This window comes from Clostridium sp. AM33-3 (assembly GCF_003480315.1).
Taxonomy (GTDB): Bacteria; Bacillota; Clostridia; order Lachnospirales; family Lachnospiraceae; genus Brotaphodocola.
Window position 1 is genome coordinate 45,173 of record NZ_QUIV01000020.1, and the last position, 8,096, is coordinate 53,268.

An 8,096-nucleotide genomic window follows, 5' to 3' on the forward strand; every position below is an offset into this window, starting at 1 on the left:
AATTTCCTCCTGCTATTTGCAAAATCTGCTCCCGGAACCACTAAAATAACATTCCGTATGCCTTTTAATATCCGTAAACATCGTAAATTTCCCGTGTATATACGCCAGGCTCCCTGTATACAATGATCGGCGCTTCCACCTTCATCATGGATCTGCCTCCGCGCACTGCCTCAATCAAAACCATGTTGGCTTCCTTGTCCACAAACGGATGCACCAGCTTCATGCGCTTCGGCTCCAGTTTATAGGTCTTTAAGGCTGTTATAATTTCTGCCAGCCTGTGCGGCCTGTGTACCATATAAAAACGCCCTCCGCTTTTTAAAAGCAGTGACGCCTCCCGGCAGACATCATCCAACGTGCAGAACACCTCATGCCGCGCGATGGCTTTTGGAAGCTCCGGATTTTTCAGGCCGTGATTGTCATTCATGTAAGGCGGATTCGAGGTAACTACGTCAAAAGAAGCCTTGCCGAACAGGCGGCTGGCTTCTTTGATGTCTCCTCTTACGATGTCTACCCGGTTCTCCAGCTGATTTAAGCGGACACTGCGGCCTGCCATCTCAGCCACCTCCTCCTGGATCTCCAGACCGGTAAAATGCTTTCCCTTTGTCTTGGCTTCCAGCAGAATCGGAATAATTCCGGTTCCGGTTCCCAGATCTACGGCTACTTCGCCTTCCTTCACCTGGGCAAAACCGGATAACAACACGGCATCCATGCCAAAACAGAAGCCCTTTTTTTTCTGGATGATACGGTAACCGTTTCTCTGCAGATCATCGATCCGTTCATCCTCACCGCAAGTCACATTATTCATTCAGCTTTGATTTTCCTTCCTTCTTCTCCAACGCTTCCAGCTTCTTCAGTTCATGATCCTCAGGCTGCTCATTCTTGCCTTTTCTGCGACGCGGTTTGAACTTCAGCTGCTCCACCTTGTATTCGCGGATTTCTTTCTCATCTTTTTCCACCGTCACAATGACCTTTACCAGCTGGCGCAGCACATTCACGCTTTGCACCTCACCCTTTAAGCCGTCGTCGGTTGTTACATAGTCACCCACACCCGGGAGCTTGCTGTTTAAGTACTCGTAAGTTTCCTCCTCGTTCTTTAAACAGCACATCAGACGTCCGCAAACACCGGAAATCTTGGTTGGATTTAAAGAAAGATTCTGCTCCTTCGCCATCTTGATGGATACCGGTATGAACTCCGACAGATAAGAATGACAGCAAAGGGCTCTTCCGCAGATTCCCACACCACCTATGATCTTGGTTTCATCTCTCACGCCGACCTGACGCAGCTCGATCCTGGTCTTAAACACAGATGCAAGATCCTTTACCAGTTCACGGAAGTCGATACGTCCGTCTGCTGTAAAATAGAAGAGAATCTTATTGTTATCAAAGGTATACTCTACATCAATCAGTTTCATCTCCAGCTTATGCTTGCGGATCTTCTCCTGACAAATTTTGAAGGCATCCTTCTCTTTCTTGCGGTTTGCTTCCTCGCGGGCAATGTCTTCCTTATTTGCCATACGAATGACTGCTTTTAATGGCTGTACCACCTTGTTATCTTCTACATCACGGTTTCCCAGCACGACATGGCCGTACTCAATGCCGCGGGCGGTCTCTACAATAACATGGTCCCCGTTTTTAATTTCCAGCTTTCCCGGAGAAAAATAATAGATTTTTCCTGCTGCGCGAAAGCGAACTCCAATTACTGTTACCATAAATTTCTATCTCCTATCTGTTCCCGGCGTTCTCTTTTTACGGTTCACGCCTGCGATCAATCTGCTCCTTCATCACCAGAAGCATCAGCTCCATGGCAAGCTCCATATTTACATTTGCATCCAGACGGATACGCGCTTTATCGATTGCCTGTAAAATCTTTTCCAGACCCTCGTAAGAACACTTCTGCCCCATCTCATTGATGCTGCTGTACTCATCCTTAAAAATAAGTTGGTTCATGTCCCTCGCTACCTTGTAAAGCAGCACATCCCGGTACCAGAGCTGCATGAAATCCAGACACTCGTAAATATCCAGATTTTCCTCTTTCATCTTGCGAATGTAATCCAGCAGTTCCGAAATATCCATCTCCTTCACATGCTTTAGGAGATGCAGCATCTCCCCATGCAGAAGCTTAAAATCTTCGGACGAAGCCAGCGAAATGGCTTTTCCCAGATTTCCACGTGCAAAAGCCGCATAGATGTCCGCATCTGCCTCCTCCACATGCAGGGTATCGGTTAAATATTTCTTCACGGTAAAATCCCGAAGAGGTTTCAATTTCAGCTGCACACAGCGTGACAGGATAGTCGGCAGAAATGCCTCCTGGTTCGTTGTAAGCAAAAGAATCACCGCATAGGACGGCGGCTCCTCAATAGTCTTTAACAGCGCATTCTGTGCCTGCTGTGTCATCTTTTCCGCTTCATCCACAATGTATATTTTATAATAGCTGCTATATGGCCGGATCATGATGGTGTCGTTGATCTGCTTTCGGATGTCATCGACTCCGATCGTGCCGGGTTTTTCATGAGACACGTAGATCAGGTCTGGATGGCTGCCGCTTAATACCTGTTTGCAGGCGTGGCATTCCATACAGGGTTCGGTTTTTCCCTTCTCGCACAACAGGGTAAGAGCAAATGCATTGGCCAGGGACTTTCTTCCCATGCCTGCCTCGCCGGTCAGAATATAAGCGTGAGAAACCTTATTGTACTCAATCGCCTTCTGAAAATGTTCCTTTATCTGGTCATGACCGATGATTTCCTGAAAATTCAGCATCGCAGTCACCTCACAATCTCTCTAATTTTAAGGCATATCAATCAGAAGTATAACACACTTTTAGCTTTCAGCCAATGCTCCGCATTCCAAATTTCCGGCTTTATCTGCGGTCCTTTCTGTTTTTTCTGCTTCTATTTTCCCGTTTCCTGCCAGATCCGGTCCGCAATTGCCTGCACACATGCCTCCAGCTCCTGATTCTCAAAAGCTTCCGTCACATCCAGCTCCGCCAGACGTTCCGGTGAAAAATCCGCCTCATCTGCAAGAAAACGTCTGCACAGTTCCGTATATTTCGGCTCTTGCTGCTGTCGTTCTCTGGCAATAGCCCGTTCCAGCCGTACACCGTCATCCACCGTCACATACAGTGGAACCAGCTTCTCTTTTCCATAATATTCCCGTAATTTCTCATAGGAATCCAGCGTACCGATCACCAGATAATCCGCCTGTGCCAGATTGATCTGCCCGTCATCCACAGTGGCGTAGCTCCATGGTCCAAACACTGTCTGATACGTCCGCACTTCTACTACCTTGCCGGACTGCTCCAGTTTTTTCAATTGCTTCTGACCTATAAAATGATACTCTACTCCCTCCTGCTCTCCGTCCCGCATAGGCCGCGTTGTATAAAGTACAATGCTTTTCAACTCCGGGCACAGACTACGCAGCCGTTTATAAATGCTGTCTTTTCCCGATGCGCTCTTTCCCATCAGATAAAAAATCTTCCCCATTTTCATTTCCTCCAGACCGGTTTTATCTCTCTTTCTTTTCCGGTGTCCTGTCTGTTGCTCTGTCTTCTTTTACGACCTGCAGATACTTTATTTCCTGATCCTTCATGCCCTGTACCGGAAGTCCGATATCCCGGTCATACAATACCTGGCTGATCAGCTTCTCTGTCATCCGTTCTCCCGGTGTGATGATCGGGATTCCCGGCGGATACAGATAGATAAACTCGCCTGAAATCCGTCCTGCAGATTCCTCCAGACGAATACATTCTAGCGGAGCATGAAACGCTGCTGCCGGAGTCATGCATATCTCCGGTGCCTGAACGTCCTGTATCTTTTTTTCCTCTACGCAGATCCCTGGCTCCTGCTGCACCTTTGTGCTGACTCTGTCATAATTTCTTCTATATGCTTTTATACTGTTATCTTCAAAATGATTCCCGGCCGTTCCGATGTTCCGATCGATGACAAGTAAAGCCGCAACCAGCCGTTCCAAATGTTCCTCACTGTCCAGAAAGGTCAGTATGGCCACCGCATAATCTGCCCCACACATTTCCATTTCTATCGCATAGTCCCGGCGCAGGCATTCATTCAGGTTTTCTCCTATCATTTTTCCCTGACAGGAGATCACCAGTTTTGACTCATCCACATCAAATACACCATGAGCACCGATCTGGCTCCGGTCAAGCAGCTTTAGATTCCTCAGGTTTTTCAAACGCTCCCTCACCTTTTGAATGCGCACCGCAAACGCAGCCATATGCTCCGCTCCGTGCTGATGCATCTCAAAAATACACTGCTCCATCACAGCCATAAACACATAGGACGGGCTGCTGCTCTGATACATCTGAAGACACTGTTCCAGACGGTCGCGCCTGACCCGCTGCCCCTTCAAATGCAAAACGGCTGTCTGAGTCAGACTCGGCAGCGTTTTATGAAGGCTCTGAATCACCAGATCTGCCCCACACTGCAGTGCGGATTCCGGAAAATATCCATCTCCAAACGAAAAATGCGCGCCATGGGCCTCATCCACAATCAGCGGAATATCATGAGCATGTACCACATCGGCAATCCCGCGGATATCCGAAACCACTCCGTCATAAGTTGGAGACACGATCAGAACACCGCGAATCTCCGGATGTTCACTTAGCTTCTTTTCCACATCTTCTGGTCTTATCCCGCCCTGAATCCCCAATTCTTCTATGATTTGTGGATAAACATACTCCGGCTTCAAGGAATTGAGGATAAGTCCGTGATACACTGACTTATGGCAGTTTCGGCTTACCAGTATGGACTCTCCAGGGCGCATAACCGCACCAATGGCACTTAAAATTCCACAGCTGCTTCCGTTTACCAGATAATACGTATGATCTGCCCCATACACTCCGGCTACCCACTCCATGGAATCTTTCAAAATCCCCTCCGGATGATGCAGATTGTCAAATCCGTCAATTTCCGTAATATCAATAGAAAACGGATTGGGAAAATCCCGCAGCAGTCCATATTCCATATGCCGCTTGTGTCCCGGCATATGAAAAGCAGCTGTCTCCGAAGCGCTATAACGTTTTAACCTTTCTCTCAGCAATTCCTCTCTTTTCATCCACAAACCTCATTCTTTTTTCCAAACTCTAATATGTGATTGTAACATACAACTCCTTTACATTCCAACCTCTTTTCTTTATAATTGACATGTACTAATAAAAGAAAAGAGATGAATGATCGTGCGTGAAATGGAATTTAAAATGGAGCGCCAGGGCCTGGTAAACATCGGCGATGTGGTTGATGTCACAGAGCGTGAGGGATTCAACTACAGCTACATCATTGAGCCTGCCGTAGCCATGTCAGGCTGCTATAAATCCCGCGATCGCCTGAAATCCAAACAGGGCGTTATCAAAGATATTAAGGAAAATTCCCGTGGATTCTATGTTATTGCGGAATTTGACGAACCGGAAATCTGAAAAAACAAATATTCTTACACAAAAACAGGGTTGTGACGGACAATCAGTCTTCCATCACAACCCTGTTTTTATCAGGAATGATCAAAACTCTGCGCCACATAGGCACCGGTTCTTCTCCTTTTTCCCAATAGCAGTCTTCCCAGTAACAATATACCTGTCCATCCTGCATCATCACAAATTCTACCCTGTCATTACCGGTTGTCTCTTCTCTTTCCCGAAGTTCTTCGTCATTCAGATAACTCATCTGACCTGATCTGGAAATTACCGCAATGACTCCATGACTGCTCTTCCAGTTCTTCGGATTGTAATTTCCATAAAGCTGGTCGCCTTCCTCAGAATAATACAGCTGCCAGATGCGCCCAGGAAAACGCTTATGCAGCTCCTCCACTTCCGCATCCTGTTCAGTCATGGAAATCCGGAATAACTGGCTATACTGCTTGCTGCGTTCCTTGCCCTTCATCCATGCACTGTAATAGATCCAGTCCCCTACAATACAAAAACTGTCGATGGATTTGCCCATGGACTCGAAAAGCGTTTCAGTTCCGCCTTTATTACAGAAAATTGCCTGTCCATTCCCATCTTCCTGTTCCTTCAGATAATAGAAAATACCATCACTCTCCCGGGCTGCAGCCTGAACAGTTTCAATCCGATTGCCGGACATCTTAAAGATTCGATCTCCATACAGGTAATTTCCATCAACATCCGTCTGAAGCTTTCTTCCCAGCGTGTCATAAAGATAAATTTCATCCTGTTCCACCGCTGCATAAGTTCCAATCTGCTGTGTCTCAAAAACTGCATCCACACTGATACGCTGCACGGAACCATACTGCATGATATAAATACCATCTTCCCAGAAGGTAAAATTATCAACATCCTGGGCTATGACTTCTATTTCCTGATCACTGTCTGACCGGTACAGCGTATGATACAGAGATGGGTGTACTTTTGATAACTGGCTGTCTTTTCGTTCCGGACAAGGCAGATAATAGGTCCAGCCATCCCGGGTCTGAATCTCCTCATTATAATCATGTTCCCCTGCCAGACTACTTTCCGATAATGGTACTGTATACAGGATCTGTCCTGTCTCGGAAAGAATAACAGCTTTATCTCCTAACTGAATCTCTGTATTCTCATTCTTGACTTCCGTTTTCTCTGGCTGCTGAAAGGTCCGCTCAAAAGGGGCCTGCAGTAAATCAAGCTGATGCTTTACCTTCCAGATTCCGACAACAGCAAGTACAAGCGCTGCTGCGAGCAGAAGCAGAGAAATGATTCTCTTTTCCCTTGAAAGCTCTGGCTCTTCCGTATGTTCTCCGTCACCTTCTACAATTCCAAGACGATCCTCAATTTCCAACAACAGAGAAGTTTCATCCAAATTAGTCAGATTCTCTTTTTTCGCCTCTTTAGACTGCATTTTTTCTTCGGCATAGGAAGCCTCGATCATTTCCTTTGTCGCCTCAATGCGGGTCTCTGCAAGAAAATCTGAACGCTTCAGCAGCCAGTCCAGTGGACTCTTCTCTTTCTGAAGCTGTTCCCCTCGCTGATACGCCTCCATATACACCTGAATCAGGAGTTCCTTCGTTTTATCTTCCTGTCCAAAAATCAGCTTGGCATGGCGGTATAATGACTTGTAAGTCAGAATATACAGATTTTCAAATTCATGAATCCATTGATTCCTCTCTGATATACTCTGTGTTTTTGTTCTTTTCATTCTATCGTCTCCTCTTTGGTCAGAGCACGGTCATAGATTAAAACAGCTTTGTTTCACAGGATACCATTACATATGAAACAAAAAGGCGAGAACCTTAACTTAAGGATTCCCGCCTTTTAAATGTACTGAGCGTGCGGGGATTCGAACCCCGGACAACTTGATTAAAAGTCAAGTGCTCTACCGACTGAGCTACACGCCCGTATGCCTTGGACCGGAATCGAACCAGTGACACGAGGATTTTCAGTCCTCTGCTCTACCAACTGAGCTACCAAGGCAAAATTGCGGGGATAGGATTTGAACCTATGACCTTCGGGTTATGAGCCCGACGAGCTTCCAGACTGCTCCACCCCGCGATATTCGCGAAATATGAAGTTGTTGAGTGGGGGAAGGTGGATTCGAACCACCGAAAGCACAGCTAACAGATTTACAGTCTGCCCCCTTTGGCCACTCGGGAATTCCCCCAGAATAATTATTAAATTAACCGCAAAGCGGAAATTTCAAAGCCGATAATCGGACTCGAACCGATAACCTGCTGATTACAAATCAGCTGCTCTGCCAATTGAGCCATATCGGCGAACCAGGTTTTCTTTGAAAGTGGGGCCTATAGGGCTCGAACCTATGACCCTCTGCTTGTAAGGCAGATGCTCTCCCAGCTGAGCTAAGACCCCATATTCAACTTTCGAATATCACTTTTGCGATATTCAGCGACCCGGATGGGGTTCGAACCCACGACCTCCGCCGTGACAGGGCGGCGCTCTAACCAGCTGAGCCACCAGGCCAAATATCGTACATGTACCCTCAAAACCACATATTGAATTTCATCCGTTTTCTTACCTAAACCGTCTTGGTTAAGCCCTCGACCTATTAGTGACAGTCAGCTGCATGTGTTACCACACTTCCACCTCTGCCCTATCTACCTCGTCGTCTTCAAGGGGTCTTACTACTTGCGTATGGGATATCTCA

At 46.7% G+C, this 8,096-nt stretch carries 7 protein-coding genes, 7 tRNA genes and 1 other annotated feature; of the genes, 1 reads left to right on the forward strand and 13 read right to left on the reverse strand.

All coding sequences use genetic code 11. The features are described 5' to 3' along the window. Nucleotides 1-64 precede the first annotated feature (64 nt). From DW819_RS11680 to DW819_RS11700, 5 genes are all read right to left on the reverse strand, one after another. Nucleotides 65-805, reverse strand: coding sequence for a tRNA1(Val) (adenine(37)-N6)-methyltransferase (locus DW819_RS11680; RefSeq protein ID WP_118733440.1), 741 nt, complete (start codon nucleotides 803-805; stop codon nucleotides 65-67). Next, nucleotides 798-1,709, reverse strand: coding sequence for a stage 0 sporulation family protein (locus DW819_RS11685; RefSeq protein WP_118733441.1), 912 nt, complete (start codon nucleotides 1,707-1,709; stop codon nucleotides 798-800). Before DW819_RS11685 ends, DW819_RS11680 begins: the two co-directional genes overlap by 8 nt. Nucleotides 1,710-1,746: 37 nt before the next feature. Further along, nucleotides 1,747-2,757: a DNA polymerase III subunit delta' gene (holB, locus tag DW819_RS11690; RefSeq protein WP_118733442.1), complete on the reverse strand. Its 1,011-nt coding sequence runs from the start codon at nucleotides 2,755-2,757 to the stop codon at nucleotides 1,747-1,749. A 131-nt stretch (nucleotides 2,758-2,888) separates the two neighbouring features. After that, nucleotides 2,889-3,479, reverse strand: coding sequence for a guanylate kinase (locus DW819_RS11695; RefSeq protein ID WP_118733443.1), 591 nt, complete (start codon nucleotides 3,477-3,479; stop codon nucleotides 2,889-2,891). A 22-nt stretch (nucleotides 3,480-3,501) separates the two neighbouring features. After that, nucleotides 3,502-5,067, reverse strand: coding sequence for an aminotransferase class I/II-fold pyridoxal phosphate-dependent enzyme (locus tag DW819_RS11700; RefSeq protein ID WP_118733444.1), 1,566 nt, complete (start codon nucleotides 5,065-5,067; stop codon nucleotides 3,502-3,504). 121 nt (nucleotides 5,068-5,188) lie between these two features. Here DW819_RS11700 and DW819_RS11705 point away from each other — a divergent pair, with 121 nt between their 5' ends. Next, entirely contained in the window at nucleotides 5,189-5,425 is a 237-nt protein-coding gene (locus DW819_RS11705) for a hypothetical protein (protein WP_118733450.1), read from the forward strand. 43 nt (nucleotides 5,426-5,468) lie between these two features. On the opposite strand, the gene DW819_RS11710 is transcribed toward DW819_RS11705, so the two are convergent. From DW819_RS11710 to DW819_RS11745, 8 genes are all read right to left on the reverse strand, one after another. After that, complete coding sequence (locus DW819_RS11710; RefSeq protein ID WP_118733445.1) at nucleotides 5,469-7,133, reverse strand: hypothetical protein; 1,665 nt, start codon at nucleotides 7,131-7,133, stop codon at nucleotides 5,469-5,471. Between the two features lie 126 nt (nucleotides 7,134-7,259). Continuing rightward, nucleotides 7,260-7,332, reverse strand: a tRNA-Lys gene (locus tag DW819_RS11715). A 3-nt stretch (nucleotides 7,333-7,335) separates the two neighbouring features. Further along, nucleotides 7,336-7,408 (reverse strand) — tRNA-Phe (locus tag DW819_RS11720). Between the two features lie 4 nt (nucleotides 7,409-7,412). After that, nucleotides 7,413-7,486: transfer RNA gene (locus DW819_RS11725), tRNA-Met, on the reverse strand. Nucleotides 7,487-7,513: 27 nt separating this feature from the next. Further along, nucleotides 7,514-7,595: transfer RNA gene (locus tag DW819_RS11730), tRNA-Tyr, on the reverse strand. A gap of 39 nt (nucleotides 7,596-7,634) precedes the next feature. Further along, nucleotides 7,635-7,707 (reverse strand) — tRNA-Thr (locus DW819_RS11735). Between the two features lie 21 nt (nucleotides 7,708-7,728). Beyond that, nucleotides 7,729-7,801, reverse strand: a tRNA-Val gene (locus tag DW819_RS11740). Between the two features lie 37 nt (nucleotides 7,802-7,838). Then, nucleotides 7,839-7,912, reverse strand: a tRNA-Asp gene (locus DW819_RS11745). 77 nt (nucleotides 7,913-7,989) lie between these two features. Then, nucleotides 7,990-8,073, reverse strand: a sequence feature (23S ribosomal RNA rRNA prediction is too short). Between the last annotated feature and the right edge of the window lie 23 nt (nucleotides 8,074-8,096).

Excerpts from the sequence above, each read along its gene's own strand:
- DW819_RS11680 (WP_118733440.1), bottom strand. The coding sequence starts at position 805 with ATGAATAATGTGACTTGCGGTGAGGATGAACGGATCGATGATCTGCAG.
- DW819_RS11700 (WP_118733444.1), bottom strand. The coding sequence starts at position 5,067 with ATGAAAAGAGAGGAATTGCTGAGAGAAAGGTTAAAACGTTATAGCGCT.
- DW819_RS11695 (WP_118733443.1), bottom strand. The coding sequence starts at position 3,479 with ATGGGGAAGATTTTTTATCTGATGGGAAAGAGCGCATCGGGAAAAGAC.
- holB (WP_118733442.1), bottom strand. The coding sequence starts at position 2,757 with ATGCTGAATTTTCAGGAAATCATCGGTCATGACCAGATAAAGGAACAT.
- DW819_RS11710 (WP_118733445.1), bottom strand. The coding sequence starts at position 7,133 with ATGAAAAGAACAAAAACACAGAGTATATCAGAGAGGAATCAATGGATT.
- DW819_RS11685 (WP_118733441.1), bottom strand. The coding sequence starts at position 1,709 with ATGGTAACAGTAATTGGAGTTCGCTTTCGCGCAGCAGGAAAAATCTAT.